General features: G+C 65.2%; 33 protein-coding genes and 2 pseudogenes. 23 read left to right on the forward strand and 12 right to left on the reverse strand.

Going from position 1 to position 25,550, the window contains the following annotated elements; translation table 11 throughout:
- Positions 1 to 279: FAD-dependent oxidoreductase (locus LB547_RS28190; protein WP_224702990.1), on the reverse strand; the 279-nt coding region annotated here is incomplete at its 3' end.
- Positions 280 to 410: 131 nt separating this feature from the next.
- Between LB547_RS28190 and LB547_RS28195 the strand changes: the two genes are divergently transcribed.
- From LB547_RS28195 to LB547_RS28205, 3 genes are all read left to right on the forward strand, one after another.
- Complete coding sequence (locus LB547_RS28195) at positions 411 to 1,028, forward strand: helix-turn-helix domain-containing protein (protein ID WP_140516014.1); 618 nt, start codon at positions 411 to 413, stop codon at positions 1,026 to 1,028.
- A gap of 121 nt (positions 1,029 to 1,149) precedes the next feature.
- Positions 1,150 to 1,854: an SDR family oxidoreductase gene (locus LB547_RS28200; RefSeq protein WP_140630682.1), complete on the forward strand. Its 705-nt coding sequence runs from the start codon at positions 1,150 to 1,152 to the stop codon at positions 1,852 to 1,854.
- Positions 1,855 to 1,948: 94 nt separating this feature from the next.
- Positions 1,949 to 3,007 (forward strand): Gfo/Idh/MocA family protein, encoded by a 1,059-nt coding sequence (locus LB547_RS28205; protein WP_140521504.1) that lies wholly within the window; start codon positions 1,949 to 1,951, stop codon positions 3,005 to 3,007.
- A 16-nt stretch (positions 3,008 to 3,023) separates the two neighbouring features.
- Here the strand turns inward: LB547_RS28205 and LB547_RS28210 are convergent, their stop codons facing one another.
- Positions 3,024 to 3,671 carry a DUF922 domain-containing Zn-dependent protease gene (locus tag LB547_RS28210; protein WP_140561090.1) on the reverse strand — a complete coding sequence of 216 codons (648 nt, stop codon included), beginning with the start codon at positions 3,669 to 3,671 and terminating at the stop codon, positions 3,024 to 3,026.
- A 241-nt stretch (positions 3,672 to 3,912) separates the two neighbouring features.
- Here LB547_RS28210 and LB547_RS28215 point away from each other — a divergent pair.
- From LB547_RS28215 to LB547_RS28245, 7 genes and pseudogenes are all read left to right on the forward strand, one after another.
- Positions 3,913 to 4,186: pseudogene (locus tag LB547_RS28215) on the forward strand (GIY-YIG nuclease family protein).
- 214 nt (positions 4,187 to 4,400) lie between these two features.
- A complete protein-coding gene (locus LB547_RS28220) occupies positions 4,401 to 4,853 on the forward strand; it encodes a GNAT family N-acetyltransferase (protein ID WP_140500024.1) in 453 nt (150 codons plus the stop codon).
- 148 nt (positions 4,854 to 5,001) lie between these two features.
- On the forward strand, positions 5,002 to 6,201 hold the full coding sequence (locus tag LB547_RS28225; RefSeq protein WP_181177974.1) for a PLP-dependent aminotransferase family protein: 1,200 nt from the start codon (positions 5,002 to 5,004) through the stop codon (positions 6,199 to 6,201).
- Positions 6,202 to 6,311: 110 nt separating this feature from the next.
- Complete coding sequence (locus tag LB547_RS28230) at positions 6,312 to 6,692, forward strand: ester cyclase (RefSeq protein WP_140500021.1); 381 nt, start codon at positions 6,312 to 6,314, stop codon at positions 6,690 to 6,692.
- An 11-nt stretch (positions 6,693 to 6,703) separates the two neighbouring features.
- Positions 6,704 to 6,868 (forward strand): annotated as a pseudogene (locus LB547_RS28235) (PLP-dependent aminotransferase family protein); the annotation flags it as partial.
- Positions 6,869 to 6,983: 115 nt separating this feature from the next.
- Positions 6,984 to 7,781, forward strand: coding sequence for a hypothetical protein (locus tag LB547_RS28240; RefSeq protein ID WP_140657711.1), 798 nt, complete (start codon positions 6,984 to 6,986; stop codon positions 7,779 to 7,781).
- A 133-nt stretch (positions 7,782 to 7,914) separates the two neighbouring features.
- On the forward strand, positions 7,915 to 8,463 hold the full coding sequence (locus LB547_RS28245; RefSeq protein WP_140500017.1) for a YbhB/YbcL family Raf kinase inhibitor-like protein: 549 nt from the start codon (positions 7,915 to 7,917) through the stop codon (positions 8,461 to 8,463).
- Positions 8,464 to 8,596: 133 nt separating this feature from the next.
- Here LB547_RS28245 and LB547_RS28250 read toward each other — a convergent pair whose 3' ends face one another.
- The gene (locus LB547_RS28250; protein WP_140657713.1) at positions 8,597 to 9,067 is read right to left on the reverse strand and encodes a nucleoside deaminase; all 471 of its coding nucleotides are present in this window, start codon (positions 9,065 to 9,067) and stop codon (positions 8,597 to 8,599) included.
- Positions 9,068 to 9,277: 210 nt separating this feature from the next.
- Between LB547_RS28250 and LB547_RS28255 the strand changes: the two genes are divergently transcribed.
- The 8 genes from LB547_RS28255 (at position 9,278) to LB547_RS28290 (ending at position 16,871) form a co-directional block, all read left to right on the forward strand.
- Positions 9,278 to 9,895 carry a C39 family peptidase gene (locus tag LB547_RS28255; RefSeq protein ID WP_140657787.1) on the forward strand — a complete coding sequence of 206 codons (618 nt, stop codon included), beginning with the start codon at positions 9,278 to 9,280 and terminating at the stop codon, positions 9,893 to 9,895.
- Positions 9,896 to 9,930: 35 nt separating this feature from the next.
- Entirely contained in the window at positions 9,931 to 11,016 is a 1,086-nt protein-coding gene (locus LB547_RS28260; protein WP_140739643.1) for a D-alanine--D-alanine ligase family protein, read from the forward strand.
- 73 nt (positions 11,017 to 11,089) lie between these two features.
- Positions 11,090 to 11,512: a VOC family protein gene (locus LB547_RS28265; protein WP_140739646.1), complete on the forward strand. Its 423-nt coding sequence runs from the start codon at positions 11,090 to 11,092 to the stop codon at positions 11,510 to 11,512.
- Positions 11,513 to 11,719: 207 nt separating this feature from the next.
- Entirely contained in the window at positions 11,720 to 12,079 is a 360-nt protein-coding gene (locus tag LB547_RS28270; protein WP_140500009.1) for an SPW repeat protein, read from the forward strand.
- Positions 12,080 to 12,269: 190 nt separating this feature from the next.
- Positions 12,270 to 13,643 (forward strand): NfeD family protein, encoded by a 1,374-nt coding sequence (locus tag LB547_RS28275; protein WP_224655993.1) that lies wholly within the window; start codon positions 12,270 to 12,272, stop codon positions 13,641 to 13,643.
- Entirely contained in the window at positions 13,640 to 14,404 is a 765-nt protein-coding gene (locus tag LB547_RS28280; RefSeq protein ID WP_140623014.1) for a slipin family protein, read from the forward strand. The genes LB547_RS28275 and LB547_RS28280 overlap by 4 nt, the downstream gene beginning before the upstream one ends.
- A 326-nt stretch (positions 14,405 to 14,730) precedes the next feature.
- On the forward strand, positions 14,731 to 15,723 hold the full coding sequence (locus tag LB547_RS28285) for a sterol desaturase family protein (RefSeq protein ID WP_140515985.1): 993 nt from the start codon (positions 14,731 to 14,733) through the stop codon (positions 15,721 to 15,723).
- A complete protein-coding gene (locus LB547_RS28290) occupies positions 15,720 to 16,871 on the forward strand; it encodes a GNAT family N-acetyltransferase (protein ID WP_140582370.1) in 1,152 nt (383 codons plus the stop codon). The genes LB547_RS28285 and LB547_RS28290 overlap by 4 nt, the downstream gene beginning before the upstream one ends.
- 26 nt (positions 16,872 to 16,897) lie before the next feature.
- Here LB547_RS28290 and LB547_RS28295 read toward each other — a convergent pair whose 3' ends face one another.
- Positions 16,898 to 17,905: an aldo/keto reductase gene (locus tag LB547_RS28295; protein WP_140568013.1), complete on the reverse strand. Its 1,008-nt coding sequence runs from the start codon at positions 17,903 to 17,905 to the stop codon at positions 16,898 to 16,900.
- A gap of 147 nt (positions 17,906 to 18,052) precedes the next feature.
- Positions 18,053 to 18,343 (reverse strand): hypothetical protein, encoded by a 291-nt coding sequence (locus LB547_RS28300; RefSeq protein WP_224519116.1) that lies wholly within the window; start codon positions 18,341 to 18,343, stop codon positions 18,053 to 18,055.
- Positions 18,344 to 18,600: 257 nt separating this feature from the next.
- Here LB547_RS28300 and LB547_RS28305 point away from each other — a divergent pair, with 257 nt between their 5' ends.
- Complete coding sequence (locus LB547_RS28305; protein WP_140499998.1) at positions 18,601 to 18,846, forward strand: hypothetical protein; 246 nt, start codon at positions 18,601 to 18,603, stop codon at positions 18,844 to 18,846.
- A gap of 282 nt (positions 18,847 to 19,128) precedes the next feature.
- Positions 19,129 to 20,193, forward strand: a complete 1,065-nt coding sequence (locus tag LB547_RS28310) for a sensor histidine kinase (protein WP_140499996.1) — start codon at positions 19,129 to 19,131, stop codon at positions 20,191 to 20,193.
- Positions 20,194 to 20,240: 47 nt separating this feature from the next.
- Here the strand turns inward: LB547_RS28310 and LB547_RS28315 are convergent, their stop codons facing one another.
- Positions 20,241 to 20,447 (reverse strand): hypothetical protein, encoded by a 207-nt coding sequence (locus LB547_RS28315; RefSeq protein WP_140499995.1) that lies wholly within the window; start codon positions 20,445 to 20,447, stop codon positions 20,241 to 20,243.
- A 109-nt stretch (positions 20,448 to 20,556) separates the two neighbouring features.
- A complete protein-coding gene (locus LB547_RS28320) occupies positions 20,557 to 20,847 on the reverse strand; it encodes a hypothetical protein (RefSeq protein ID WP_140521515.1) in 291 nt (96 codons plus the stop codon).
- A 227-nt stretch (positions 20,848 to 21,074) separates the two neighbouring features.
- On the opposite strand from LB547_RS28320, the gene LB547_RS28325 reads away from it, so the two are divergent.
- Positions 21,075 to 21,227 carry a hypothetical protein gene (locus tag LB547_RS28325; RefSeq protein WP_181167215.1) on the forward strand — a complete coding sequence of 51 codons (153 nt, stop codon included), beginning with the start codon at positions 21,075 to 21,077 and terminating at the stop codon, positions 21,225 to 21,227.
- A gap of 28 nt (positions 21,228 to 21,255) precedes the next feature.
- Here LB547_RS28325 and LB547_RS28330 read toward each other — a convergent pair whose 3' ends face one another.
- Complete coding sequence (locus LB547_RS28330) at positions 21,256 to 21,570, reverse strand: plasmid stabilization protein (protein ID WP_140499991.1); 315 nt, start codon at positions 21,568 to 21,570, stop codon at positions 21,256 to 21,258.
- 166 nt (positions 21,571 to 21,736) lie between these two features.
- Positions 21,737 to 22,669: an alpha/beta fold hydrolase gene (locus tag LB547_RS28335; protein ID WP_140759779.1), complete on the reverse strand. Its 933-nt coding sequence runs from the start codon at positions 22,667 to 22,669 to the stop codon at positions 21,737 to 21,739.
- A 194-nt stretch (positions 22,670 to 22,863) separates the two neighbouring features.
- Here LB547_RS28335 and LB547_RS28340 point away from each other — a divergent pair, with 194 nt between their 5' ends.
- Positions 22,864 to 23,841: an SDR family oxidoreductase gene (locus LB547_RS28340; protein ID WP_140759784.1), complete on the forward strand. Its 978-nt coding sequence runs from the start codon at positions 22,864 to 22,866 to the stop codon at positions 23,839 to 23,841.
- Positions 23,842 to 23,915: 74 nt separating this feature from the next.
- Positions 23,916 to 24,212, forward strand: coding sequence for a hypothetical protein (locus LB547_RS28345; protein ID WP_140499986.1), 297 nt, complete (start codon positions 23,916 to 23,918; stop codon positions 24,210 to 24,212).
- 60 nt (positions 24,213 to 24,272) lie between these two features.
- Here LB547_RS28345 and LB547_RS28350 read toward each other — a convergent pair whose 3' ends face one another.
- From LB547_RS28350 to LB547_RS28360, 3 genes are all read right to left on the reverse strand, one after another.
- Positions 24,273 to 24,524, reverse strand: coding sequence for a DUF982 domain-containing protein (locus LB547_RS28350; protein ID WP_140499984.1), 252 nt, complete (start codon positions 24,522 to 24,524; stop codon positions 24,273 to 24,275).
- Between the two features lie 87 nt (positions 24,525 to 24,611).
- Positions 24,612 to 25,052: a GFA family protein gene (locus LB547_RS28355; RefSeq protein WP_140499982.1), complete on the reverse strand. Its 441-nt coding sequence runs from the start codon at positions 25,050 to 25,052 to the stop codon at positions 24,612 to 24,614.
- Between the two features lie 82 nt (positions 25,053 to 25,134).
- A complete protein-coding gene (locus tag LB547_RS28360) occupies positions 25,135 to 25,314 on the reverse strand; it encodes a DUF3606 domain-containing protein (protein ID WP_115144153.1) in 180 nt (59 codons plus the stop codon).
- Positions 25,315 to 25,550: the final 236 nt, after the last annotated feature.

A 25,550-nucleotide genomic window follows, 5' to 3' on the forward strand; every position in this document is an offset into this window, starting at 1 on the left:
GCCGTCTGGGGCGCGGCCGACATGCAGCGCGCCACGTTGATGCGCGACGAAGCCGCCGTCGAAGATCGCCCGGCGGCTCGCCAGCGTCAGCGCGCGCACCAGGCGGTTGCCATAAGTCTCGGTGAACAGGGCGGCCGAGCGGCCGCTGGCATGATAGCCCGGCTGGCTCTCGCGCTCGATGAGGGTGACGTCGGCCCAGTCCGCCACCTCGGCGGCAAGCGAGAGGCCGGCAATGCCGCCGCCGATGACGACGATTTTCGGGAGTGAATTCGACTGCATCGTTCAGTCGTAAAAATAATTTCTTATCCAGTCAATATTTAGCGTATAAGAAAATTGTTGGCGTTGTTGATGACGGCGGGAAGTTCAATTACCTAGGATGGAGCGGCGCGATCCCGCGGCATGGAGCTGATATGTCGGAGCAACCGAAGCTGGGTGATTGCCTGCGCGGCTTGAGGAAGACGCATGGCTGGACCCTCCAGGAGGTGAGCAGGCTCACCGGTGTCGCGGTGTCGACGCTGTCCAAGGTCGAGAACGACCAGATGTCGCTGAGTTACGACAAGCTGCTGCAGATCTGCGAAGGGCTCGGCATCCATGTAACGGAACTGCTCAGCGGCGACCGCAAGCAGCCGGCGGCGCGCACCCGCCGCTCCGTGACGTCACCGTCCAACACACTGCGCCAACTGACCCGCAATTACGACTACCGGTACCTGGCCACCGACCTGGTGCGCAAGCGCATGGTGCCGATCCACGCCTATGCGCGCGCCCGCACGCCCGAGGAGTTCGGGCCGCTGACGAAACATGCCGGCGAGGAATTTTTGATCGTGCTCAAGGGCGAGATCGAGCTGCACACCGACCAGTACGCGCCGGTGCGGCTGAAACAGGGCGAGAGCGTCTATATCGATTCCACCATGGGCCACGCCTACCTCTCTGTGGGCGACGGCGACGCCGAAATGCTGTGCGTCTGCTCCGGCGACGAGCCCGACATGGAAGGCACGCTGCTCAGCGTGCTGGAGACGGTGGAAGGATAGGGCGGTTGGCGCGTCGCATTTTTCTGCAGGTCGGTTCAGCCTTTCTGGTTCGAAGCGGCCGACGAAACCGGCTATATGACCGCTGAGACGAAATTCCCGCCAACCCGAGAAGGAAAACCCAATGAGTTCAGAAAAAGTGGCTGTCATCGTGGCCGGCGGCAGCGGCATGGGGGCGGCAGCGGCCAAGCGGCTGGCGGCGGACGGGTTCAAGGTCGCCATCCTGTCTTCGTCCGGCAAGGGCGAGGCGCTGGCCAAAGAACTGGGCGGCATCGGCGTCACCGGCTCCAACCAGTCAAACGAGGACTTGCAGCGCCTCGCGGACTTGACGCTGGAGCGCTATGGCCGCGTCGACGTGCTGGTCAACAGCGGCGGCCACGGGCCGCGCGCGCCGATCCTGGAGATCACGGACGAACAGTGGCACGCCGGCATGGACGTCTACCTGCTCAACGTCATCCGGCCGGTGCGCATCGTGGCGCCGCAGATGGTCAAGCAGAAGGCCGGCGCCATCATCAACATCTCGACCGCCTGGGTGGTGGAGCCGAGTCCGATGTTCCCGACCTCGGCCGTGTTCCGCGCCGGCCTTGCCGCCTACACCAAGATCTTCGCCAATACTTATGCAGCGGACAATGTGCGCATGAACAATGTGCTGCCCGGCTGGATCGACAGCCTGCCGGCGACGGAAGAACGCCGCGACTCCGTGCCGATGCAGCGCTACGGCACGTCGGAAGAGATCGCCGCGACCATCGCCTTCCTGGCTTCGGACGGCGCCGGCTACATCACCGGCCAGAACATCCGCGTCGACGGCGGGATCATTCGCGCTATTTGAGGCGGGTCCGGGAGGGGAGGCCTGTCCGACGCGCGCCGCGGAGGGGGTCCGGCATCCCGCCTGGCGCGACGACATCTCGCACCAAGGAGGAAAAATGCGGCTTCTGATACTTGGCACCGGCTGGATGGCGCAGGAACATGCACGGCAATTCAGCGCCATCGATGGCGTCGACATTGTCGGGGCCGTCGACCTCGATCCGGCGCGCGTCGGCGAATTCGCCGACGGCTTCAACATCCCCAACCGCTTCACCGCGCTGGACGAGGCGCTCAAATGGGGCGCTTTCGACGCCGTGGCCAATGTCACGCCGGACCGCATCCACCACCCGACCACCATGCAGCTGATCGCGGCCGGCAAGCCGGTGCTGTGCGAGAAGCCGCTGGCCGAGAATTTCGGCAAGGCGATCGAGATGGCCGAGGCCGCCGAGAAAGCCGGCATCGTCAACATGGTGAACCTCACCTACCGCAATGTCGCTGCGCTGCAGAAAGCCCGCCGGATGGTGCAGGCCGGCGAGATCGGCACGGTCCGGCATGTCGAGGCGTCCTATCTGCAGAGCTGGCTGGTGTCGAAATTCTGGGGCGACTGGCGCAGCGACCCGAAATGGCTCTGGCGGCTGTCGCGCGGCCACGGCTCCAACGGCGTGCTTGGCGATGTCGGCATCCACATCCTCGATTTCGCCAGCTATGGCGCGGCCCTCGGCATCGATCATGTGTTCTGCCGGCTGCGTTCCTTCGACAAGGCGCCGGGCAACCGCATCGGCGACTACGGGCTCGACGCCAATGACAGTTTCGCCATGACGGTGGATTTCTCCAACGGCGCCTTCGGCGTGGTGCATGCCAGCCGCTGGGCGACCGGCCATCTCAACGAATTGCGCCTGCGCATCTATGGCGATCGAGGCGGTCTCGAAGTGGTGCACAATCTCGACGGCTCGTCGCTCAAGGCTTGCCTCGGCGAAAATGTCGACGACGGGATATGGGAAGAGCTCGACGCCGGCACGGTGGCCACCAACTACCAGCGTTTCGCCGACGCGGTGCGGACCGGCGTGCAGGCCGAACCGTCCTTCCGCCACGCCGCCGAACTGCAGAAGGTGCTGGATCTGGCCGTGGTGTCGGACGAGAAGCGGGCGGAGCTCGCGGCGAGCGCGCAGACGCGGTGAGGGTGGCGCCTTCCTCTCAGGGACCGGTCACGAGGCCAAAAACCAGTTTTTGCAAATTGCCGCCATTGCCGAATTCGACGCGGTCGAAATCGCGGCTTGCCCGCCGCTGCGCCTGCGACAATTCGGAGAGGCGCCTGGTCATCTCGGTCCGGATCTTGGCGCATTTGGGATCGTCGGCAACGCTGAGGCCGACGGTCGCCGCCTCGATCTTGCGCACCATGGCGATGATATCGGCGCCATGCACTTTCTCATGGGCGGCGACGCCGGCGATGAAGCTGTCCCAGCTCTTCTGCACGGCCGGCGGCAGGGAGCCTGACGGCTTCGGCAAGGCATAGGTGATGATCAGCTTCGGCCTGGCCGATGCCAGGACGCAATCGCCGCCCTTGTTCTGGTAGTCCCTGGTCCAGGTCAGCTTGAAATTGGTGTAGGCGATGGTGCGCGTTTTGGCGCCGCGGATCAGCGGTCCGTTCTCGCCGATCGACCGGTAGAGCTCCTGTCCGGTCCGGCCTGAAATGGCGTAGGGCTCGACCGTCTCGACGGGCTTCCATTGTGCATGGGCGGCAAGCGGCAAGGCGAGCACCGCGACCAGCGACAGGCACAGACGAACACACGCTCTCAACACCGCTCTCCGCGAAACCAGGACCGGCGCCGACGCCAATGCCATCTTGTGGCTTTTCCTATATGCTGCCGGCGGGTGCTGCAAATGTGTTGGAGGGAGGCGCTGGCGCCGTGCGGCAAGACCAGGATGGGTATGGGGTTGAAGAAGTTCCCTCGGTTCGTCATCCTAGGGCGGAGCAAGGAGCGAAGCGACGCGGCGCAGACCCTAGGATCCATGCCGTGACACCTGCCGAAGAATGCAGCGAATCAGGATGTTCTCCCAACGCATGGCCCGATAGCCCCGACACATGACCGGCTATGTCTACATGACCGCCAGCCAGAAGGCCGGCACCATTTACATCGGCGTCACATCGTATGCCAGAACACAAGTCGGGCCAGGGTTCGCGCTTCACCAGCCAATATGGCGTGCAGCGACTGGTCTGGTACGAGGAGTATTTCGATATCACGGACGCCATCCAGCGCGAGAAATCGCTCAAGCGCTGGCGGCGGCAATGGAAGGTCGAACTGATCGAAAAGGCCAATCCTGAATGGTTCGAGCTATTTCGTGGAACAGGATGGTAGCCAGTGGCCACTTCGTCCTCGGGTTGACTCGGGGCATGTCGCGGGGCTCGGTGATCGAAATTCCGCACGGTAGCGGCGCTCCCATGTCACGGCATGGATTCCAGGGTCTCCGCGACGGAGCTTCGCTCCTGCTTCGCCTAGGATGACGAAGATAGGGTGGGGCTTCCGAACCAACGGCCTTGCCGGCGCCGGCGTGTCGCCGTAAGTCGTGCTCATGATCACCTTCCGCAAGGCCCTGGCCTCCGACCTGCCTGCCCTCGTGGCCATGCTGGCGGACGATCCGCTTGGCGCGGCCAGAGAGGATGCCTCGCTGCCGCTGGCGCAGGGCTATGTCGATGCCTTCAACGCCATCGATGCCGACCCCAACCAGTTGCTGGCGGTGGCGGTCGATGGCGCCGACGTGGTCGGCACCTTGCAGATCAGCTTCCTTGCCGGGCTGTCGCGCAAGGGCGCCTGGCGCGGTCAGATCGAGGCGGTGCGGGTCGCCGGGCACCGCCGTTCCGAAGGCATAGGCAGGCTGATGATCGAATGGGCTGTTGATCAATGCCGGGCGCGCGGTTGCGGCCTCGTCCAACTCACCACCGACAAGACCAGAGCGGACGCGCACCGCTTCTATGAAAGCCTCGGCTTCACCGGCACCCATCTCGGCTACAAGAAGACCTTGTAGCGCAGGCGGGGCCGTCGCTTTCCGCTAAGGCGGGCGGCTGGCGCATGCGGGAAGGCTAGCAGGCCCTATTCAATTTGCGGCGAGACCAGATATAGGTCAGCTAAGTTGACCTATATTCGATGCGTCCGGGGAGGCGTGCTTGACCCTTATGAACCTGTTGGCGTCGCGCTCCTCGCGCATGAAGGCCTCGGAAATCCGCGAGCTGCTGAAGCTGCTCGACCAGCCGGACATCATCTCCTTCGCCGGCGGCATTCCCGATCCGGCGCTGTTTCCGGCCGAGGCGATCCGCGACGCCTATGCCGACGTGCTCGGCGGCAGCGAGGCGGGGGCGGCGCTTCAGTACCAGGTGAGCGAGGGCTATCTGCCGCTGCGGCGATGGATTGCCGGCCAGATGGGCAAGCTCGGCGTCGCCTGCGAGGAAGCCAACATCTTCATCACTTCGGGTTCGCAGCAGGCGCTCGATTATATCGGCAAGCTGCTGCTGTCGCCCGGCGACACCGCACTGGTGACGTGGCCGACCTATCTCGGCGCGCTGCAAGCCTTCAACGCCTATGAACCGCGCTACGACCGGCTGCGGCCGGAAGGCGGCAACATGACGCCGGATGCCTATCGCGCGGCGGCGGCGGCGAATGGCGGCCGGGTCAAGTTCGCCTATCTGGTGCCGGATTTCGCCAACCCGACCGGCAACACGCTGGACAGGCAGCAGCGCGAGGCGGTGCTCGACCTTGCCGGCGAGCTCGACATCGCCATCGTCGAGGACGCCGCCTACCGGGCGCTGCGCTATGATGGCGAAGGCGTGCCGCCGATCCTGGCGCTCGACTGCGCGCGATCCGGCGGCATCGACAAGGCGCGCACGCTCTATTGCGGCTCGTTCTCGAAGATCCTGTCGCCGGGCATGCGCGTCGGCTGGGTCTGCGCGCCGCGCCATGTCGTGGACAAGCTGGTGCTGATGAAGCAGGCTTCCGACCTGCACAGCCCGTCGATCAACCAGATGGTGATGCACCGGGCGGCCGAAGCGGTGTTCGAGGCCCAGGTCGAAAAGCTGATCGGCGCCTATCGCGAACGCCGCGACGGCCTGCTCGGCGCGCTCGCGGCCAACATGCCGGAAGGCGTGACCTGGAGCCGCCCGGAAGGCGGCATGTTCGTCTGGGTAACGCTGCCGGAAGGCGCCGACGCCACCGCGCTCCTGGCGCGCTCGGTGAAGGAAGCACGTGTCGCCTTCGTGCCCGGCAATGCCTTTTATGCGGACGGCACCGGGCGCAACACGCTGCGGCTGTCCTTCACGCTCGCCAACCAGCGCGCGGTGAGCGAGGGTATCCCGCGGCTGGCGGCGCTGCTCAAGGCTTAAGGCGCCGGCCAGACGACGGTGCATCGCCCCAGCGGCGAACAAACCCGGGTTGCCCTGACTTGTTGCGGGTGCAAAATAGCCTTGTGTCGACGAACGCGGGTTCATGCGCCATGACCGACCTTTCCGGTATCTACCGCGACTACATTGCCTGCCTCAACCGGCAGGACTGGCCGAACCTCGGGCAGTTCGTCGACGATGACGTGTCCCACAATGGCAGGCGGATCGGTCTCTCCGGCTACCGTGCGATGCTGGAGAAGGATTTCGACGACATTCCGGATCTTCGTTTCGATATCCGGCTGCTGGTCTGCGATCCGCCTCATGTCGCGAGCCGCCTGATGTTCGACTGCACGCCCAGGGGAAATTTCCTCGGGCTTGCCGTAGACGGCCGGAAAGTGTCCTTCGCCGAGAACGTCTTCTATGAATTTCGCGGCGCGAAGATCCGGCTCGTGTGGTCCATCATCGACAAGGCCGCCATCGAAGCCCAGCTTTGAACCACGAACCTCTCCTGGCGTGCTCGGTGAAGGAAGCGCGTGTCGCCTTCGTGCCCGGCAGCGCCTTCTTCGCCGATGGCACCGGGCGCAACACGCTGCGGCTGTCCTTCACCTTGGCCGACCGCCGCGCGGTGACCGAGGGCATTCCCAGATTGGCCAAGCTGCTGAGGAACTAGCAACCGACCGGATTCCTGGCCCCGGGGCGTCAGGCCGGCTTGTCGGCAGCCCTTGTGCGCCTGGCAAGGCGTGCGGTAAATGCGGGCGTGCCTTTGCCGGTCGAATGAGGATGTCATGGTCTCCGCAACGCCCAGAGTGACGCTGCTTCTCGGCAGCGCGCCCGACGTCGTGCGCTGCGCCGCCTGGCCGAAGGAGACCTTCGCCAGCATCGTCGCCATCAACAATGCCTGGCGCGTGCGCCCCGACTGGGACGTGCTGGTGCATGCCGGCGATTTCCCGTCCGACCGGATGCCGCCTCTGGAACCGCTGCGGCAGGCCGAGATCTTCAGCGCCGCGCATTACGTGCCGGCCCAGAATACTTTCGGCGGCTTCGTCTATGCCGGCGCCACCATGTCGCTGACAGCGGCCTATTGGGCCGTCCACAGCCAGAGGCCGGACGTGCTCGCCTTCCTCGGCTGCGACATGATCTACGACACGGCCGGCGACACCCATTTCTACGGCATCGGCCGCGCCGACCCGCTGCGCGACGATGTCACGCTGCAGAGCCTCGAGGCCAAATCCGCCCGCCTGCTCATTCATGCGCTGCGACGCGGCACGCTCTGCATCAACCTGTCGGACCTGCCGCAAAGCCGCCTGGTCTTCCCAAGGCTGTCCTTCGAGGAATTGCGGTTACTGTCCCCCGAGCGCCTCGCCGGCATGAAGATGGATGCGCGTGCGGGCATCCATCAGCATAGGGTCGAAGTGGCCGAGCAAATCGAGCGCGAGCTCGGCTATTTCTACGAGGATGGCATGTACTGGAACCATCTCGACGAAATCGACCGCGCGCAGCTAGCCGACATCGACCGGCTCTGGATCTCGGCGATCGGTCCGCCTGCGGCTGAGCCGACCGAAGAATGCAGCGCGGCGGAATAGCGCCGTCGGCAGCCCATGTCGGGAGGATCGACGGTTCCAGCAGCCCCCACCAGCAGTTTCGCGCCAAATTGCCTAATTTCGGGCCGCTTTTCGGCTAAACTCGTCGGCATCTTGGCTGGAAGTGGAGGAAGCCATGAGCTTGCGCCTCGGTTTCGCCGTGCTGGTGCTGTTCGGCCTCGCCAATCAGGCGGCGGCTTTCGAGATTTCAAGCCCGTCGGTTTCCAACGGCAAATGGGCCGAAAAATATCTCGGCGACAAGGCCGGCGGCTGCAGCGGGCAAAGCGTATCGATCGCCTTGAGATGGAAGGACCCGCCGGCAGGCACCAAGAGCTACGCGCTCACCATGTTCGACCCCGACGCCGGCGGCGGCAAGGGTTTCTGGCACTGGCTGGCCTGGAACATCCCGGCAAGCGCGAAGGGCCTGGCCGAAGGGGCTGGCTCGAAGCGCGGCAAAGGCTTGCCCAAGGGTACGGTGCTCGGCAAGGGTGGCATCGGCCGCGCAGGCTATTTCGGGCCATGCCCGCCGCCCGGCAGCGGCACGCATCACTATGTCTTCACGCTCTATGCGCTCGGCGCGCCGAAGCTGCGCGCGCCGGAGAATCCCTCTCCGGAAATGGTGGCAGTGGCCGCGAAGAGCCAGGCGCTCGGCGAGACCAGCGTGACGTACACCTATGGGCGGTAGGCATGACCGGTTCAGGCAGTCGCCCGGGCCACCAGCGCATTGACGACGCTGTTGGCAAACACGTTCCAAGAGATCGTTTGAATTCCGTTCCGGTGGCCATCTGGCGGCTTTGCGCGCGGCCTCGGCCGGCGCGTCAGCGCGTCCAGAAATCGCGATGCGGCGCGATCAGCTCGTCCTCGATCTCGGGGAAGGGGCCAAAGACCTCGATCTTCTTCTGGCCCGAGGCGAGCACTGTGCGCGAGGGCAGGCTCATCGTCGGATTCTCGGCGTGATCGCCGGTGAGCGCCAGGAGCTTCGTCTCCTCGAAGCCGTAGACCAGGCGGCCGATATTGGCCCAGTAGAGCGTTCCGGCGCACATCGCACAGGGTTCGCCGGTCGAGACCAGCGTGCAGGACCAGAGGAAATCCGGCTCGTAGGCAGCCGCGGCGCGCCGGGCGAGCTCCGTCTCGGCATGGCGCACCGTGTCGAGGTTTCCCTGGCGCATAAGCACGCGATCGTCCGGCCCGACCAGTACGCAGCCGAACGGATGATGGCCGTGCACGGCCGCGTCGCGAGCGACGGCGTCGGCAGCACGGAGGTGGGCGAGCATCTGGTCGCGGGTCATTGCGCAATCCTAACACGACGGGCGAGGAGAGGAACCGACGCCCGGCGACCGGCTTCGTAGGGCTGAGAGTGCGCCGATCGGCGGGCATTGGCAAGCTTCGCCCGGCGGGCAAAACCCGAGCGCGGACCATCGCCTGATCAGGTTTGAAGCACTGTTCTCCGCTCTCGTATCCCTGTATACGAAATTGAAATGATCTGTTTTGAGGAATTGATGAGCCCACCGCCTGGGACCGTGCCGTTTTTCAGCCAGTGGGAGACGCCCGATATGACTTCGGCCGTCCTTGCCGATGGCGCCGAGGTGGCGCTGCGGCACGATCCGCTGTGGGAGAACTCGGGCGCGCGCACACTCGACGAATACGCGCTGTGGGCCGCCAATGTCTGCGGCATGGCGTGCCTCAAGATGATCCTGGCGGCGCGCGGCCAGATCGTGCCGACGATCGAACTGGCCAGGCGCTGCACCGGATATGGCGGCTATGTCGTCACCGAGGGATCGATCAAGGGCCTGATCTACGCCCCGTTCGTCAGCTTCGTGAAGGCGGAATTCGGCCTCGAGGCAGAGGTGATGACCAATGTCGCGACAGCCGACATTGAGGCGATCCTCGGGCGGTCGCGCTTCTTCATCGCCTCGGTCAGCAGCTCGATCCGCTGGCCCGAGCGCGAGCCCCCGTCCAAGGGCGGCCATCTGGTGCTGGTCATGTCGGCATCCGATGAGGGTTTTCGTTTTCACAATCCGTCCGGCCATACCGGCGCCACACGGGCAAATGCAGTGTTGGCGCCGGCCGATTTCGACCGCTTCTTTGCCAATCGCGGCATTGCCGTCAGCATTTGATCTCGAGGGATTTCGATGAAGGACAAGGCTTTTCAATGAAGAACAAGATTAGGGTCGCCGTCCTCTATGGCGGGCGTTCGGCCGAGCATGACGTGTCGCGCCTTTCGGCCGCCAATGTGCTGAAGGCCATCGACCGGACGCGCTACGAGGTGGTGCCGATCGCCATTTCCAGGGACGGTCGATGGCTGCTGCAATCTTCGTCCGAAGCCGGCGACGACAGAGCAGGGGCGCCGGTGTCAGAAGAAGGCGTGGAGGTCGCATTGTTGCCCGGTGGCAGAGGCAGGTTGGTGGCCGCACCAGGCGGCGGAGCACAGCCCGACCTGCCGCCGGTCGACGTCGTCTTTCCCGTGCTGCACGGTCCTTTCGGCGAGGACGGCTCGGTGCAGGGCTATGCCGAGGTCGCCGACGTCGCATATGTCGGCTGCGGCATTCTCGCCTCGGCCGCCGCCATGGACAAGGATATCGCCAAGCGGCTGCTGCGCGAGGCCGGGCTGCCGGTTGCCCGTTCCGTCACCGTGCATCGAAACGATGTCGGGCCGTTCCAGGAGATCGCCGGCGCGCTCGGCCTGCCTTTCTTCGCTAAGCCGGCGCGCCAGGGCTCGTCCTTCGGCGTCAGCAAGGTGAACGACCGGGACGGCTTCGAACGGGCCGTCGAGACGGCTTTCCGCTACGACGGCAAGGTCCTGATCGAAGAGTTCGTCGACGGCCGCGAGATCGAATGCTCGGTGCTGGAGCGGGCCGACGGAACGCTGACCGTATCGCTGCCCGGCGAGATCATCCCGGCCGGCAAGCACGGCTTCTACACCTATGAAGCCAAATATCTCGACGCCGACGGCGCCGTGGTGAACGTGCCCGCCGATGTCCCGGCCGCCGTCGCCGACAAGGCAAGGGAGATGGCCGCGCGGGCTTTCCAGGCGCTCGGCTGCGAGGCGATGGCCCGCGTCGACTTCTTCCTGCGCGCCGACGGCTCGCTGCTGGTCAACGAGGTCAACACGCTGCCAGGCTTCACCGACATCTCGATGTATGCGAAGGCGCTGGCGGCGATCGGCATCGGCTACAGCAAGGTCATCGACGTGCTGATCGAGCACGCACTGGCGCGGCATGCCGCGCGAAAGTCCTGACGTTCGGCGCGGCATTGACGGCGGATCACGCGAAGCTAGTTAGATTCGAGCCCTTGGCGAGAGGAGAGCTTGCATGGAAGAACTGCATCGCGGCCGGCTCATCGATCATATCCAACTGGTGGTCAGGGACATCGCCGCCAGCCGCCGCTTTTACGAAGCAGTATTTCGAGTGCTCGATATTCCGATCGGCGGCAGCGCCGCCGATTATTTCTGGGCCGACGAGCTTTTCATTTCAACCGCCGACAGCCGCGCGGCTCGGGGAGAGTTGACCGGTCGCCATCACCTGGCATTCCAGGCGAAAGACCGCGCCATGGTCGATGCGTTCTATAGGGCCGGGCTGGACGGCGGCGGCAGGGACAATGGCGGGCCGGGTGAACGCCGGTACCACCCCGGCTACTACGCCGCTTTCCTTCTCGACCCGGACGGCAACAACATCGAAGCGGTGCATCACGGGGCGGCCAACCGCAGTGCCGCCTCGGTGAAGATCACGTTCTAGAATGCGCCGACAAGAGGCGGGTGGTTTTGCTTTGATGTGGCCGGTCTCGTTGATCCCGATCGGGTGGAGGGAGCTCGATCCACGCGGAGGCGACCCGTCCGTGGGGCAGGCCTTGAAGGCCATGTGAGGCATAGTTACATCAACCATTAAGCGTGCGTTTGCACGCGAATACAACGCTTTGGCCAAGCTTCATCTATGGAGGTTGTCATGGCAAATACACTCATGGAAGGAAAGAAAGGCCAGGACTGGCTCAATCTGGTCCTTGCCGTCTGCCTGTTCATCTCACCCTGGATAATCGGCTTCGCTGCTGAAACCGCTCCCGCATGGAACGCCTGGATCGTCGGCGTCGTGCTGGGCGCGGTGGCCGTGGCGGCGCTTGCCGCCTTCGCCGAGTGGGAGGAATGGGTAGGTGTCGTTCTCGGGCTCTGGCTGATCGTGTCGCCCTGGCTGCTCAAATTCATGGCGAACACGAATGCGATGGCCACCCACGTCATTCTCGGCGTGCTGGTGGTTGCCGTATCGGGTTGGGCCGTCTGGGACGTCCGTCACCCGCACGCACATGCGTGACCGCTGACCAAGGACGGGGCCGGCGCGCGAGCGGGGCCCCTTCCGGCTTTGAACGTCTGCCCATTGCGTTTGCCGCCGGCTGCGAAGGGCAGGGTCGCCGGCTTGCAATCTGAGGCCAGGCCATGGATTTCGACGGACCCAACGCCATATCCTGCACAGCATATCCTGCGTAATCCAGGGAGTTTTGAGCGTGACCCTCGCGCGGATGGCGGTTCTGGCAGCGGCCTTCATGGCCGCCGCGGCCGCCAGTCACTCTTCCGTGACCGCGGAGGCTACGGAGAAGGTCGCGTTGCGCGTCGTGATCGACGGCGCCATCGGCCCGGCGAGCGCCAGGCAGCTCAACGAAGCGCTGGCCAAAGCCGCCGAGCGGCACGCCGAAGCGGTTGTCCTCGAGATCGACACGCCGGGCGGGCTGGTCACCTCGATGCGCGAAATGATCGCCGATATCCTTGCCTCGCCGGTTCCCGTCATCGGCTATGTCGCGCCCGCCGGCGCGCACGCGGCAAGTGCCGGGACCTATATCCTTTATGCCACCCATGTCGCGGCGATGGCGCCCGGCACCAATCTGGGCGCCGCCACGCCGGTCGAGCTTGGCGGGTTGCCGCCCCTTCCCGGTGGCGACCAAAAGGACAAGGGCGACCAGAAGAATGCCACCGGGCCTCCGGCCGGCGACCCGATGATGACAAAGGTGACGAACGACGCGGTCGCCTTGATCCGTTCGCTCGGCGAACTGCGCGGCCGCAATGCCGACTGGGGCGAAAAGGCGGTGCGCGAGGCAGCCAGCCTTTCCGCCAATGCGGCACTTCAGGCACATGTAGTCGACCTCGTCGCCCGCGACACCGCCGAGCTGCTCCAGCTTGCCGACGGCCGCACGGTCGAGGTGGCCGGCAAGCAACAGGTGCTGGCGACCAAGGGCGTGGCGGTCGAGACGCTCGATCCCGGCTGGCTGATCCGGCTTCTCGCCGTCATCACCGATCCCAACATCGCCGTCGTCCTGATGCTGGCCGGCGTCTACGGCCTCGTCTTCGAGTTCACCAGCCCAGGCGCAGTGGCGCCCGGCGTGATCGGGACCATCTGCCTGCTGCTCGGGCTCTATGCCCTCAATTTGCTGCCGATCAGCTATACCGGCCTCGCCCTGATGCTGCTTGGCATCGCCTTCCTCGTCATCGAGGCCTTCAACCCGACCGTGGTGCTCGGGCTCGGAGGCGTGGCCGCCTTCCTGCTCGGCGCCGCCATGCTGCTCAAGGTCGAGGGCCCCGGCTTCGAGATGTCGTGGGCGCTCATCGGCACCGCCGCGGCGCTGACGCTTGGCCTGGCGCTGCTGGCCGGCAGCTATCTGTGGAGGGCGCGCAGGAGCCTGCCGCGTGTCGGCGCGCAGGCCATGCACGGGCTGCCGGCCAGGATCCTCGACTGGTCGGGCAGCGAGGGCCATGTGCTCGCGCAGGGCGAGCGCTGGCGGGCGAAAGCCGATGAACCGCTCGCCCCCGGCGACAGCGTCGAGGTGGCCGATGTCAGGGATCTCGTGCTGACGGTCCGGCGCAGGAACAATGGAGCAAGGCAATGATCATCGGTTACGTCGCCTACCTGGTGCTCGCCCTCATCGTGCTGATCTTCCTGTCCGCCGCCATTCGCATCCTGCGGGAATATGAGCGCGGCGTGGTCTTCACGCTCGGCCGCTTCACCGGGGTGAAGGGCCCCGGCCTCATCCTCCTCGTCCCCTTCGTCCAGCAGATGGTGCGGGTCGACCTGCGCGTGGTGGTCCAGGACGTGCCGCCGCAGGACGTGATCTCGCGCGACAATGTCTCGGTGAAGGTGAACGCGGTGCTGTATTTCCGGATCGTCGACGCCGAGCGGGCCGTCATCCAGGTCGAGGACTTCATGGCCGCGACAAACCAGCTCGCGCAGACCACGTTGCGCTCGGTTCTCGGCAAGCACGAACTCGACGAGATGCTGGCCGAGCGCGACAAGTTGAACAGCGACATCCAGGAGATCCTGGACCAGCGGACCGATGCATGGGGCATCAAGGTGTCCAATGTCGAGATCAAGCATGTCGACCTCAACGAGAACATGGTCCGCGCCATCGCCAAGCAGGCCGAGGCTGAAAGGCTGCGGCGCGCGAAGGTGATCAACGCCGATGGCGAGCAGCAGGCGGCGGCAAAGCTGGTCGAGGCCGGCAAGATGCTGGCGCAGGAGCCACAGGCCATGCAACTGCGCTATTTCGAGGCGCTGCACGACATCGCCGGCGAGCGCTCGTCGACGGTGGTGTTTCCGCTGCCGATGGACCTGCTCACGATTTTCAACAAGCAGCCGGGCGCCGGGAAATAAGCTTGGGAGGGGTTTGGCAGCCCGGCCGCGGGCCGGCGAGCTCGGGACCGGCACGATCACCCGGCGATTCCCCGAAGTTGCGATCTCCACGCCAAGCGCTGCCGGTCCTTTGCTGTCAATTTTAGGAGTTTTATTCAGAATTCGGCAATATATAGCGGGCTTTTTAGCGGATTCATTGTTTTTAATTAGCTTAAGCTTTCGCTATGGATTCTCGACTAGGGTGACGGCGAAATGATCGAGAGCCCTGACGGCGTGGCGGCTTGCCCGGCCAGTCAGGTCAATCGCCTCCTGCAAGTCAAGCTTCGGTTGCATAAATGAGTGGGCCCATGTCGATTGCCGGCATCATCGAAAGGATCCTGGACAAGTTGTCCGGCTCCAGCCTGCTTGCGGCCGGCCTCTTGCTGCTGACCGCGCTGGGCAGCGCCCTGATCGCCTATTGGCGGACGGCGGAGCGCAAGAGCTTCAGGGAATTCTTCGATTTCGTCTTTCCCAACGAGATCGTCACGCATCCCTCGGCGCGGGCGGACCTGCTTTTCTGGATCACCCGCAAGGCGATTATGCCCTTCCTGATGCTGCCGGCGGGCGTGACCTTCGTCGTCGCCGTCGGTTACGCGACGAATCGGACGCTGGCGGCACTCCTGCAAATCGAGCCGCCGCTGCTGCCGGGACCGCCGGGAGCGGTGACGATCGTCGTCTTCACGGTGACGATGCTGATCGCCTACGACATATCCTATTACCTCTACCATGTGGCCCAGCACCGCTTCCCGTTCCTGTGGGAGCTGCACAAGGTGCATCACTCGGCGGAGGTGATGGTCGGGATCACCAAGGACAGGGTTCATCCGCTCGACGAGCTCATGAACCGCGCCTGGGACGGCGTCATACCCGGGATCTGCTTCGGCATCTGGACCCTTTTGTCGCTTAACCTCGTCGAAGTGACGATCTTCGGCGTCAACGTCTACGTCATGCGCAATATCCTGATGATGGATTTCGTCAGGCACACCCATTTCAAGATATCGTTCGGGCCGCTCAACAACATCGTGCTGTGCCCGCATTGGCACCAACTGCACCACAGCGTCGATCCAAGGCACTACGACAAGAATTTCGGCTTGCTGTTCTCGTTCTGGGACCGGCTGTTCGGAACGTTGTGCGTGCCCAAGCCCGATGAGGATTTCAGGTTCGGATTGATGGAACGCGGCGCGCGCGACTATCAATCCCTGTCGGGGCTTTACGTGCTGCCGCTCAAGAAGATGTGGGGGCACATCGCCCGGCGGTTTCGCCGCCGCGCTTCGTCCGAGCCGACACGGAGCCCGCAGCCATGAACGCTCACGCCGCGATCGAGGGCCGGAAGGCCGGCGCTTTGGAGATCGTCACCTCCGAGGAGCGCCTCGCGTCGGTCGGGCCGGCCTGGACGGAGCTGTGGCGCCGGGCGGAGGGGCTGATCTTTCAAAGCCACGCCTGGGTCACGGCGTGGTGGCAGACGGCCCCGGACCGGGATCTGCGCGGTCTCAGGATCGGCCTCGTCTGGAACGGTGACCGGATCGAGGCCGTCATCCCGCTGGCGACGGTGCGGCGCAAGGGCGTCAACGTCCTGGAATGGGCTGCCAAGGACCACAGCGACTATGGCGACGTGCTGGTCGCGCCGGACTGCGATCCGGCGGCGGTCGCGGCGCTATGGCAGGAAATTTCGGCCGCGGGCGGCTTCGATCTCGTCTATCTGAACCGCCTGCTGCCGGACGCCGCGATGCGCACGCTGCTTGCTCCCGCTTCGGCGCCCAAGATGGCGCTGCGCCCGAACCGCCGCAGCGAAACCAGCTTCCGGGTCGCCGGGCCATGGCGTACGGGCGCGGACTGGTTCGGGGAACAAACGAAGAAGATGCGCCAGAATTATCGCCGTGGCCGCAAATTCCTCGAGGAAGGCGGCGAAGTGCGGTTCCGCCTCATGTCGCCGGACGAGCCGATGCAGCCCGTCCTCGACAGGCTCGCCGAGTTCAAGCGCAAATGGCTCGCCGCGCGCGGACACGAATCCAACCTGTTCGATGAGGGGTCGCCGGCCCTGGCCGCGCTGGTCGCGGTGCTGGCCAGGGAAGGGCTCCTGCATGTCTTCGTGCTGGAATGCGCCGGGATGGTGGTGGCGGTCTCGATCAATTTCGTCCAGCGCAACACGATGATGGCCTTCGTCACGACCTACGATCCGGATGTCGAACGGGCGTCTCCCGGCATGGTGCTGATGATGGACTACATCCAGTGGTCGATCGACAGGGGACTGACGATGGTCGACTTCCTGTGCGGCGGCGAGGATTTCAAGCGGCGCTTCGCGACCCAGTCGGTGACGCTGGATTCGGTGCTGGGAACAAGGACGTTGCGCGGAACACTCGCCGCGCTGGCGGACCGGACCCTGCATGCCGGCAGGGAACTGCACCAGCGGTTGCGGCCTGATCCTCGGCAAAAGCCGGCACCGGTGGAATAGGCCCGATTCACCGGCGACGTGCGAACCTATCGGTCGATCATCACCATGGTGCGGTCGCCGTAGCGCGGGCCGGAGACCTTCCCCGGGGCCAGCGCGTCGTCGAGCGCCGCCATCTCGGCGGCCTCCAGTTTCAGCGACGCCGCGGCGACATTTTCTTCCAGATATTTGGTCCGCTTGGTGCCGGGGATCGGCACGATGTCGACACCGAAGACATTGCCCTTCTCCAGGAGCCAGGCCAGCGCGATCTGCCCTGGCTTGACGCCTTTGGCGGCGGCGATGTCGCGGACCTTCGCGGCGGCCTCGACATTGGCGTCGTAGTTCGCGCCCTGGTAGCGCGGGTCGCCGCGGCGGTAATCGCCTTCCGGATAGTCCTCGGCGCGCTTGGCGCCGCCGGTCAGGAAGCCGCGGCCGAGCGGTGAGAACGGCACCAGGCCGATGCCGGTTTGCCGCAGCAGGGGAATGATTTCCGGCTCGAGATTGCGCTCCCACAGCGAGTACTCGCTCTGCAGCGCCGAGACCGGAAACACGGCGTGCGCCCGCTGGATGTTCGCGGCTCCCGCCTCCGACAGGCCGAAGAAGCGGACCTTGCCCTGTTTGACCAGCTCGCCGACCGTGCCGGCGACATCCTCGGCCGGCACGGCTGGATCGACACGGTGCTGGTAGAGAAGGTCGATATGGTCGGTGGCGAGCCGCTTCAACGACCCTTCAACCGCCGCCCTGATGGTTTGCGGCCTGCTGTCGCGTTCGGTGCCGACCTGCCGGCCATTTTCGATGCGAAAGCCGAATTTGGTGGCGATGGTCACCTGGTCGCGCTTGCCCTTCAAGGCGCGGCCGAGCAGCGCCTCATTGGCGTAAGGGCCATACACCTCGGCGGTGTCGAGGAAGGTGCAGCCGAGTTCGATGGCGCGGTGCAGCGTGGCGATGGATTCGGCTTCGTCGGCCGGGCCGTAGGACTGGCTCATGCCCATGCAGCCGAGGCCGATGGCCGAGACCCGCAGCCCCTGGCTGCCGAGCTTGCGTGTGTCGAGCGTCATGGCGTGTTCTCCAGAGGGGGGAATTCAAACACCATATAGCGCGCGCGCTCAATTTCCACAGGTAGGCGGCGTCCAGCGGGCTCGCCCGGCCACCGGAGCCCTGATGCAGGTCGCCCGAAATGACTTAGCGCGTCGCCTCAAATCTGTTCAGACGAGGCGCTTCAGGGCAGGGGCCGGTCCGCCGGGGCGGCCGTTGACATGAGCGTCCGGCAAGCGGTCGATCATGGTCAGGCCCTCGAATTCGATGGCGGCTCCAAGCAGTTGGGCGGCCGCCAGGACCAGGTGCTCGACGTCCTCGAGAGCAACGTTTTCGTCGAGGTTCCTGAGCCTGATCCGTTCGGCCACCGCGGTGATGTTGACGATGCCGTACGTCCTGAAAGCCGTCGTGACCGCGGATTGAACGTCATCGCGCAACCGCGTCGAGTAGTCATACCGCATCGAAACCTCCTGGACTGGTTTTGCCTTTGTAGCATGCGCCTCGCATCGGCGTCTGGCAAGCGAAAATATGAAAATAGTCGATATATATCAGTTAGTTAGCATGGTTACGCAAAGGCGCACCCGACGCTTTATAGTCATCATGAGCAGGATGGGGAGGTCGCGTATTTGCCGACCTTGACGTGTTAGGATTGCTATCCTAATTATTAGTGGAATGAGACAGATACTCATTCGCGTATTGGGTTTTGCGAGGAAGTGCCGTGACTGAACTGGAACGTCCTGAACGCTTGCAGGTCATGCTGACCGCCGATGAACTGGCGGCATTGGAGAACTGGCGCTTCGACAAGCGCATGCCGAGCCGCTCGGCCGCGGTCAGGGAGCTCTTGCGGCGTGGCCTCGCCTCGGACGGATTCCTGGCGGCGGAGCAGGGCGTCAAGTCCCAGGACTTCGGACTGCTGTCCACCCCGGGCGGCAACGGCAATGTGGGCGACGGCCATTCTGACTGAGGCGCGGTGACATTCAGGTGATGCCGGCCCGCAAGGACGGGTTCCGCGCTTCCGGTGCCCATGGACTTGAATGTCCGCTCTGTCCTGGTGCTCGAAAACCATTTTGTATGGTCGCTGGCGTCTCCGATGCCGGCCGCCCTGATCTGCGGAACGACCTTCCCCTCGATCACTCCAGCCGGCGAGGCGATTTCGATGAAGTTGAAGCAGCAGGCCGCTTCAAGGTGATTGCCTTGTCCGGCGCACGCGTTATCTAGTGGCTATAGGCTGACACCTGGCGGGGCAATGGCTGACATAGCAAGCGGTGAAAAACAGGACGCAACGGCCGATGCGCAGCTGGCGGCGATCGTCGATTCCTCCTTCGACGCCATCATCAGCAAGGACCTGAACAGCATCATCAAAAGCTGGAACCAGGCGGCCGAACGCATGTTCGGCTACAGCGCGGAGGAAGCGTTGGGGCAGTCGATCCTGATGCTCATCCCCGACCACCTCAAGAACGAGGAAACCGAGATCATCGCCAAGGTCCGCCGCGGCGAACGCCTCGCGAGCTACGAGACGACGCGAAAGCGCAAGGACGGCACCTTCATTGCCGTTTCGCTGACGGTGTCGCCGATCAGGAACGCCAGCGGCGAGATCGTCGGCGCCTCGAAGATCGCCCGCGACATCAGCGCCAGCAGGGAGAACGAGCGCCGGATCAAGATGCTGATGCGCGAGGTCAACCATCGCGTCAAGAACCAGTTTGCGGTGATCCTGTCGATGGTCAGGGAAACCAGCAAGCGCTCGCAGGACCCGCGCGAGTTCGAGGAGATGATCCGCGCCCGCATCATGGCGCTGTCACGCTCGCACGATCTGCTGGTCACCTCGAACTGGGCGGGAGCCAGCCTGTTCGACCTGGTCCAGGAACATCTCAAACCGTTCGGCCGCGAGGAGCAGATACTGCTTTCGGGACCGCTGCTGACCTTGCAGTCGAATGCGGTGCAGAATCTCGGCATGGCTTTCCACGAGCTCGGCACCAATTCGTCCAAGTATGGAGCGCTCGCCAGCGATTCCGGCCGGGTCGAGGTGACCTGGAGCATGAGCGACGACGCTCTGGCCGAACGCGAATTCCAACTTGTCTGGGAGGAGCGGTCGCCCCCCTATAGCGGCGGCGACGAGCGCGACGACACCACGCGCAAGGGGTTCGGCACCGTTGTCCTGCAAAGGGTGGCGCCGCAGTCGCTCGGCGGGTCCGCCGTGATCGAGCGCTCGCCCGGCTATTTCAGATGGACGCTGAACGCGCCGCTGGCGTCGATCATCGTGCCGCAGCACCCTATGGAAGACGCCGGCCAGACGATCGGCTTAGGCATCTGAAAGCCGCCGCCGTGGCCAAGGCGCGCCGCATTTGCGGATTCAGGGGGCTAGAGGATGTTGGCCGTCACCTCGACGATGATCGCAGCTCCTTCGAGCGAGCCGTCGGGCACATGCACGACACGCGAAACGCGCAGGTCCTGGGCGTTTCCGTCGACGGACAGCGAAACGCTCTCGCCGATCCGGGGCACGGCCTGGAAAACGGCCTCGATCGATTGAGGCCGGTTGTCGATGGATACGCGGCAGTTGACGGTCATGGGCATCTCCTGTGGCGGCCACCCCACGCGTCAACGCCGGCCCCTCGGAATGGTTTCAGGCAGGGATGCGGCAATCCCCGAACGTCGATGCCGGCGCCTGGCCGACCGGTCAATTCGGGAAATTGTTGACCGGCTCCTCGCAGCGGTAGACCGGACAGTGCCCGTCGCGGGCCGGGATATAGGCCGACATCGGCACTTCGGGCCAATCGCATTCATTGCCGAACTGCCTGACATAGCGGTCATAGGTATTGGGGCCGGTGGTCAGCACGACGGCGCGGTGGCTCTGGATCATGGCGCGGATCTGCGCGCAGCTCATGGCGCGGCTGTCGGGCCGGGCTTCGGCCAGGCCGGTGGCGGCAAGCATGGCAGCCACGGTCGGCAACAGGATTCGAACGGACATGGCGGTCTCTCCAAGGCATGATCCGCAACGCCGGGCGATTAAGCTTGGTTGCGGCATGCCGGGGAGATTCGCACTTTGTCTGGCGGTTGCGCAACAGCCGGCGTCTTCTCTTGCGAGGGACGGCGCGGGCGCGCAACCAAATCGCGCCTCGCGCATTGCTGGGCATGCTCGGCAGGAAGCCTTACCAGACCCCGCGATGGCCGCCCGGGAACAGGGATCGCGAAGCCATGTGCTGTTCGTTCTGCGGCGGCCGCGACCACGGCTACGAGGACTGTCCGCAAAGGCCGCCGTCCGACAATCCGGCCGAGCCGAACTTCGATGATCCGCCGGGCGACGATCTGATCAAGAGCGGCCCGGGCGAGGGCAGGCAAGGCGCATAAGAATTTCGCGATCCGGTCGCCCCGCGCATCAATGGGCGTGCGCTTCGTTGCGCTTGCGGGTCGCGGCTGCCTTCCTGGCTGATGCCGACCGGCTCCCCGCCGAACGCGAGGCGGAAGCCTTGCCGCCTTTTTCGCCGCCCTTATGCGCGGCGGGATGGCCGGTGTGCTTGCCGCGGCCGGAGCCGCCCTCCTTCTTGCCGCCGCCATCATCCTTGTTGACGGTGGCCCAGGCGCGGCGCTCGGCTTCCTTCTCGGACACGCCGCGATGCTCGTAGCCCTCGGCGATGTGGTCTGCCTTGCGCTCCTGCTTGTCGGTGTATTTCGATTTTTCTCCGCGTGGCATGGATCTGCTCCCGGGTTCATTCGATGCCCCTGCAACTGCGCAGCCAAGGATGTGGTTCCAATTCCCCTGGTCGCGGCCGGCTGCGAAGGTTCCCGCTGAACCGCTCCAGGCGTGAGTTCGACGCGATTCCCCAGGGAAAGCGCCACGTCCCTTTCCCGGGAAAGCCCTACGTACTCTTCTGGGCATTCGCCGGACGGGCTGCGGTCTCGGGGCCGGCGAAGAAAGCGCTCAATTCGGCGGCCGTTTGCGCGGGTGCTTCTTCGGGAAAGAAATGCCCGTCTTGGACCGCATGGCCGCGCAGATCGCCGGCCCAGCCGCGCCACAAAGCCAGCGGTCCGCCTTCGCCGGCATACCATTCGGCGAGCGCGCCTTGCCCGCTCCACAGCGCCAGCACCGCGCAGGCTATGCGCCGGCCGCCGGCGCGATCGGCATGGTCGTGCTCGCGGTCGAGCATCGTGGCCGCCCGGTACTCCTCGCAGATCGCATGGGCATGGGCGGGATCGCGCAGGGCCTCGACATAGGCCTGGCGCACGCCGGCGGAAAATGTCTCTGGCGACGAGCCCCAGCCGCCCAGGGCATCATCGACGATCGCGTCGGCCGCACTGGCCAGGAGCTTTTCCGGCAGCGGCTCCGGCTGCGCCAGCAACGACCACGGCCAATAGCCGAGCGCCAGCCTGGCGTCGGCCCGGTCCCAGGCGTCGGCGGTGGGCACGATGTCGAGCACGGCAAGCCTTTCGACGCGGTCGGGATGGTCGAGCGCGAGGCGGTAGGCGACACGCCCGCCGCGATCATGGCCGGCGACCATGAAGCTGGAAAAGCCGAGCTCGGCCATCAGCGCCACCATGTCGCGGGCCATGGCGCGCTTGGCGTAAGGGGCGTGATCGGCGCTCGACGCCGGGCATGAGCTGGCGCCATAGCCGCGCAGGTCGGCGCATATGACGGTGAACCGGTCCGCCAGGCGTGGCGCCACGTCGCGCCACATCAGATGCGTCTGCGGAAAGCCGTGCAGCAGAAGGACGGCGGGCCCGTCGCCGGCGCGCCGGGCGAAGATGCGGGCGTCGCCGCAGTCGACCTCGAGGGTCTGAAAACCTTCGAACATGATTGCCTCCGGCAGGCGAAACGGCGGCAGGATGCGAGCGGTTGCAATGCGCGCCTGCGAAAGCCGCCAACTTTTTCCGCCGACATGCGTTGTCCCTGCGAGCAGAGCGTTTGGACCGAAGACATCGCGAACAGTTCCGCGCGTTGCGCGAGGAGGTTCGGGATGTCTCCGGTCCAAACACAGAGGAGATGACCATGCCGACCAGCACCCAGAGCGACAGTTCGAAAGCAACCAGCAAGCAGCGCAGCATCCAGCGCAAGGTCGACGCCAAGGACCGCGCCAAGGCCAAGCCCAAGGGCGACGGCGCCATGCAGGCCGGCGCGCGAAAATATCCCGCGCCGCCTTTTCCCGCCCAGCATCATCCCAAACCCGGCGAGGAATGGGCCATCGAGCCGGCGCCGCTCTATGACGCGCCGTTCTGGCGCGGTTCGGGAAAGCTGGAAGGCAAGGCGGCGTTGATCACCGGCGGCGATTCCGGGATTGGCCGTGCGGTGGCCGTGCTGTTCGCGCGCGAGGGTGCCGACATCGCCATCGTCTATCTCAGCGAGGCCCGCGACGCGGAGGCGACCAAGCAAGCGGTCGAGGCGGAGGGCCGCCGCTGCCTCGCCTTGCGCGGCGATGTCGGCAATCGCGCCTTCTGCGCCAAGGCCGTGGCAAGGGTCGTCAAGGAACTGGGGCGGCTCGACGTGCTGGTCAACAATGCCGCCTTCCAGATCCATTCCACCGATTTCGCCGACCTGACCGAGGAGCATTTCGACACCACGCTGAAGACCAACCTCTACGGCTACTTCCATATGGCGCAGGAGGCGGTGGCGCATATGAAGCCGGGTTCGGCCATCATCAACACCGGTTCGGTCACCGGCATCGAGGGATCGAAGGACCTGGTCGACTACTCCATGACCAAGGGCGGCATCCATGCCTTCACCCGGGCGCTGTCGGGCAACCTCGTCGGCAAGGGCATCCGTGTCAACGCGGTGGCGCCGGGGCCGGTGTGGACGCCGCTCAATCCGTCGGAGAAGGAGGCGCAGGACGTATCGCAGTTCGGCGCCAAGACGCCGATGAAGCGGCCCGCCCAGCCGGAGGAAATCGCGCCGGCCTATGTGTTCCTGGCCTCGCCGCAATGCTCCAGCTACATCACCGGCGAAATCCTGCCGATCGTCGGCGGTTATTGAGGCAAGCCATCGAAGGCACGCCATCGACTATTGGGCGGCCGGTGAGGGCGGCCCAACCCGGAAAGGAGGCCGAGATGAGACTTCTCGCCATCATGTCCGTCAGCCTGATGCTCGCCGCGCCCGCCGCGGCGCTGGCACAGGCCGAGCAGCAGAACCCCGACAAGCAGGCGCCCAGCGAAAAATGCCGGGCCAAGCCCGACGGCAACCAGCAGCCGACCGACAACACGCTGACCGAGACGCTGAACGATTGCGGCGGCGTGCTGAAGCCGCCGCCGACAGGCGACCAGGGCATGGCCGCGCCGGCGCCCAACGAAGGCAAGACGCCGGTGATCAAACCGGGTGAAGTGCCGCCGCAGCCGCCGAAACAGTAGCCGGCGGCTTGCCGCGATGCAGCTATCGGGTTCCGGACCGCCCCTTGAGGCGGCAGGCTTTCAGGATTTGCCGTTGCCGGGCAGAAATTCCGCCTCGCGCCCGGCATCGATCATGGCCCGCATCGCCTTCTCGGCCGGGGTCCAGCCATCGAGGGCATCGCGGCAGCTGCGCCATGCGGCGCGGTAGCGCCGGCCGTGCTTGCCGGGCCAGTCGCGCAGGCATTCCAGGCCTTCCCAGGCGCTGCGCACCACGCGCTCGCGGGCCGGTCCGACCTTCAGCCTGACCGGACGGGGAAAGAACTTGTCGTTCACGGCGATCTCCATTGAAACTGAGGCGCCCGATAACGCCGGCCGCCGTTCCGGGGTTCCGTCGCGGCCGCTAAACTTTTCGACTAATTTTCAGCCGCCGGGAGCCGCGTCCGACAGCGGCCTCGGCGGCGGGCCGGGAGCCTGCGCGGCGGGCCGGTCGTGCTCGAACTGCCGCGTATCGGGCAAGGCATGCAGCCAGGATTCGCGCCGGCCGATCCACAATTCGTACTCCGGCATGAGATCGGTCGGCGCCACGTCCAGGCTGCCGATCATCACCTCGGCTTCGTCGTCGCTGAGCGAGGCGACACGGCTGCCGCAGGTCGGGCAGAAGCCGCGGCCGGCATAGGTGCCGAGGATGCCCGATGTCTCGAAGGCCTGGCGCGGCCAGATGGCGAAGGCGGCAAAGGCGGAGCCGCTGGTCTTGCGGCAATCCTTGCAATGGCAGAGACCCACCCGCAGGGGCGGACCGCTGACGGTGAACTGCACGCCGCCGCAAAGGCAGCTGCCGGTTCTGCGCGCGGTGTCGGGCATGGCCGTGGCCTCCAACCATTCAGTGCCGCAATGCGCCCGGGGTCCTGCCCCGGGCAAGGCTTCCAACGCCGGTCGCGCCGAGCTATCCGCGCGCGGCCATGTGGTTGTCGAGCTTCTTCCTCGAGGGCCCGTAGCGCTTGATGATGGTCTGGGCCTCGCTCTGCGGGATGCCGTATTTGCGGGCGAAAGCGGCAACCTCATAGGTTTCCTCGCTCGAAACCAGCTTGCGATCCTGCTTGATCTTCGATTTGTCGTCCGCCATGCCGAGCCTCACTTTCCACCCCCGGGGGGGGGGGGGGGCGGCGCGACCCTGCGGTCATACATAACAGCATTTGACGCCGCTGGTTCCATAGCGGCTTTTGCGCGCTTTGGCGATCACCCGGACCGGATATCGGCTCCGCTGCCTCAGGCCGGCTCCAGGCGCGTGGCGGCGAGATACATCAGGGCCGATGTGGCCCACTTCATCAAGGAGCCGGCAAACCGGACTCCGGTTTTTGC

The organism is Mesorhizobium sp. B264B1B, from assembly GCF_020165765.1.
GTDB lineage: Bacteria > Pseudomonadota > Alphaproteobacteria > Rhizobiales > Rhizobiaceae > Mesorhizobium.

Coding starts and splice junctions, on each gene's coding strand:
- LB547_RS28195 (WP_140516014.1), top strand. CDS start 411: ATGTCGGAGCAACCGAAGCTGGGTGATTGCCTGCGCGGCTTGAGGAAG.
- LB547_RS28200 (WP_140630682.1), top strand. CDS start 1,150: ATGAGTTCAGAAAAAGTGGCTGTCATCGTGGCCGGCGGCAGCGGCATG.
- LB547_RS28205 (WP_140521504.1), top strand. CDS start 1,949: ATGCGGCTTCTGATACTTGGCACCGGCTGGATGGCGCAGGAACATGCA.
- LB547_RS28210 (WP_140561090.1), bottom strand. CDS start 3,671: ATGGCATTGGCGTCGGCGCCGGTCCTGGTTTCGCGGAGAGCGGTGTTG.
- LB547_RS28220 (WP_140500024.1), top strand. CDS start 4,401: ATGATCACCTTCCGCAAGGCCCTGGCCTCCGACCTGCCTGCCCTCGTG.
- LB547_RS28225 (WP_181177974.1), top strand. CDS start 5,002: ATGAACCTGTTGGCGTCGCGCTCCTCGCGCATGAAGGCCTCGGAAATC.
- LB547_RS28230 (WP_140500021.1), top strand. CDS start 6,312: ATGACCGACCTTTCCGGTATCTACCGCGACTACATTGCCTGCCTCAAC.
- LB547_RS28240 (WP_140657711.1), top strand. CDS start 6,984: ATGGTCTCCGCAACGCCCAGAGTGACGCTGCTTCTCGGCAGCGCGCCC.
- LB547_RS28245 (WP_140500017.1), top strand. CDS start 7,915: ATGAGCTTGCGCCTCGGTTTCGCCGTGCTGGTGCTGTTCGGCCTCGCC.
- LB547_RS28250 (WP_140657713.1), bottom strand. CDS start 9,067: ATGACCCGCGACCAGATGCTCGCCCACCTCCGTGCTGCCGACGCCGTC.
- LB547_RS28255 (WP_140657787.1), top strand. CDS start 9,278: ATGAGCCCACCGCCTGGGACCGTGCCGTTTTTCAGCCAGTGGGAGACG.
- LB547_RS28260 (WP_140739643.1), top strand. CDS start 9,931: ATGAAGAACAAGATTAGGGTCGCCGTCCTCTATGGCGGGCGTTCGGCC.
- LB547_RS28265 (WP_140739646.1), top strand. CDS start 11,090: ATGGAAGAACTGCATCGCGGCCGGCTCATCGATCATATCCAACTGGTG.
- LB547_RS28270 (WP_140500009.1), top strand. CDS start 11,720: ATGGCAAATACACTCATGGAAGGAAAGAAAGGCCAGGACTGGCTCAAT.
- LB547_RS28280 (WP_140623014.1), top strand. CDS start 13,640: ATGATCATCGGTTACGTCGCCTACCTGGTGCTCGCCCTCATCGTGCTG.
- LB547_RS28285 (WP_140515985.1), top strand. CDS start 14,731: ATGTCGATTGCCGGCATCATCGAAAGGATCCTGGACAAGTTGTCCGGC.
- LB547_RS28290 (WP_140582370.1), top strand. CDS start 15,720: ATGAACGCTCACGCCGCGATCGAGGGCCGGAAGGCCGGCGCTTTGGAG.
- LB547_RS28295 (WP_140568013.1), bottom strand. CDS start 17,905: ATGACGCTCGACACACGCAAGCTCGGCAGCCAGGGGCTGCGGGTCTCG.
- LB547_RS28300 (WP_224519116.1), bottom strand. CDS start 18,343: ATGCGGTATGACTACTCGACGCGGTTGCGCGATGACGTTCAATCCGCG.
- LB547_RS28310 (WP_140499996.1), top strand. CDS start 19,129: ATGGCTGACATAGCAAGCGGTGAAAAACAGGACGCAACGGCCGATGCG.
- LB547_RS28315 (WP_140499995.1), bottom strand. CDS start 20,447: ATGACCGTCAACTGCCGCGTATCCATCGACAACCGGCCTCAATCGATC.
- LB547_RS28320 (WP_140521515.1), bottom strand. CDS start 20,847: ATGTCCGTTCGAATCCTGTTGCCGACCGTGGCTGCCATGCTTGCCGCC.
- LB547_RS28325 (WP_181167215.1), top strand. CDS start 21,075: ATGTGCTGTTCGTTCTGCGGCGGCCGCGACCACGGCTACGAGGACTGT.
- LB547_RS28330 (WP_140499991.1), bottom strand. CDS start 21,570: ATGCCACGCGGAGAAAAATCGAAATACACCGACAAGCAGGAGCGCAAG.
- LB547_RS28335 (WP_140759779.1), bottom strand. CDS start 22,669: ATGTTCGAAGGTTTTCAGACCCTCGAGGTCGACTGCGGCGACGCCCGC.
- LB547_RS28340 (WP_140759784.1), top strand. CDS start 22,864: ATGCCGACCAGCACCCAGAGCGACAGTTCGAAAGCAACCAGCAAGCAG.
- LB547_RS28345 (WP_140499986.1), top strand. CDS start 23,916: ATGAGACTTCTCGCCATCATGTCCGTCAGCCTGATGCTCGCCGCGCCC.
- LB547_RS28355 (WP_140499982.1), bottom strand. CDS start 25,052: ATGCCCGACACCGCGCGCAGAACCGGCAGCTGCCTTTGCGGCGGCGTG.
- LB547_RS28360 (WP_115144153.1), bottom strand. CDS start 25,314: ATGGCGGACGACAAATCGAAGATCAAGCAGGATCGCAAGCTGGTTTCG.